The following is a 1874-nucleotide window of genomic DNA, read 5'->3' on the forward strand; positions in this document are numbered from 1 at the left end:
AACAAACAGACGGAAGGTCAGACGCTGCAGATCACCGCCACCGATGCCGCAGGTAATACGTCGCAGCCCGGCTCAGCCCTCGCACCGGTCGTCCCGCTCTCCGCCAGCAATAACGTCGAAGAGCTGGATATCAGCACCACGGCCACCGTCACCAACAGCCAGTACAGTGATTATGGCTTCCTGCTGGTGGGTGCCGTAGGCAACGTCCTCACGTTGCTGGGTAATGATACTGCCCAGGTGGACTTCACGGTGGGCAGCGGCGGCAATGCGGATATTGTGGTGAACGCCAATGCCACGGGTGCGGTGCTCTCCCTGCTCAATACCCTTGAGCTGGTGGTACAACATAACGTCAACGGTACCTGGACTACCGTGGTGGATACCGGACAACCCCAGTTTGCCGATCTGCTGACCCTCGGGGCTACCGGCGTATCGCTGAACCTGACCGGGCTGGCGAACGGCGACTACCGGGTGCTGAGCTATAACACTAACCTGCTGGCGACCGGCTCCTACACCAGCCTCGATGTGGCGGTGAAAGAAACCAGCGCCGGTACCGTGACGGGCGACACCAGCCTGAACGGTAACGTAATTCTCGACGCCGACCCGACCGCGGGCAGCGACAACGCCCCTGCAGGGACCACGGTCTCTGCTGTCACCAACGCACTGGGTGTCACCACCAGCGTGAATGCCGACGGCACGGTTGTTCAGGGCCAGTACGGTACGCTGACCATTAATCGCGATGGCAGCTACACCTACAACCTGACCGACACCAGCGCCTCGGTTGTGGGCCGGACAGAGAGTTTCACCTACACCATCACCCATAACGGCGTCAGCGCGTCGGCGAACCTGGTACTGTCGCTGGGTGCCGGTACTACCGCTAACGGTATTGTGGCGGTGGATGACACGGCCTCGCTGACCTTTGACACCTCGGTCCATGAAATCAATAACGGCACCTCGTCGCAGGGCGGCTTTACCGTGGTGGGGATCAATCTCGGCAACACGCTGGGGCTGAACCTGCTGGACGATCTGAGCAATCCGATCATCTACAACGTGGAGGAAGGTACCACCCGCACCATGACCATTCAGGCTTCCGTGGGCGGTGTGGCGCTGGCGTCGGTATTCGACCTGTATGTCTACAAGTTCAATAACGCGACGCAGACCTTCGAGCAGATGCGCGTCGAACCGGGCTGGCTGCGTGCGCCGTTGCTGGGCGGTACCTCGTCTCAGCTGACGCTGAACCTGCCTGCCGGGGAGTACCTCTTCCTGCTGAATACGGCTGCAGGGATCACCGCCCTGACCGCCTACACGCTGAACGTGCTGGAAGATCATGTCTACAGCGTGTCGAGCGTGGGCGAGACCACCACCGGAGATGTGCTGGATAACGATGTCGCAACCGGCGCGGTGGTATCAGAAGTGAACGGCGTGGCGGTGAACAGCAGCGGCCTGACCGACATTCAGGGGGAATACGGCACGCTGAGCATCAATGCGTCCGGACAGTACACCTACACCCTGAAAGCCGGTGTGGGTGCTGACGCGATCAGTACGCCGGATACGTTTGTCTATACCATCACCGGACCAAACGGGGCGAAGGATACGGCATCGCTCAACATCACCCCAACCGCGCGGGCGATGGATGCGGTCAACGATGTCAGTACCGCGATGGACGTCACCTCGGTACATCACACGACGACCTACTCGGATACCACCGTCGGGACGGCCAGCTGGACAACCGCGCTGCTGTCATCAACCCAGGGCAGCGGGAGTGGAACCTTCGTGGTGGATCCGAACACCGCGCTGCATAACGTGTCGCTGCACTTTAACGTGGCATCGCTGCTGGCATTGGGCGGCCTGACGGTGAACTGGTCAATCAGTGACGG

General features: G+C 60.8%; 1 protein-coding gene. It reads left to right on the forward strand.

The features are described from left to right. The coding region (locus JTA15_RS21830) for a BapA/Bap/LapF family large adhesin (protein ID WP_255580108.1) at positions 1 to 1874 on the forward strand (1874 nt) is incomplete at both ends.

The sequence above is a fragment of the Enterobacter sp. BIDMC 29 genome (assembly GCF_019378755.1).
Classification (GTDB): Bacteria; Pseudomonadota; Gammaproteobacteria; order Enterobacterales; family Enterobacteriaceae; genus Enterobacter; species Enterobacter ludwigii.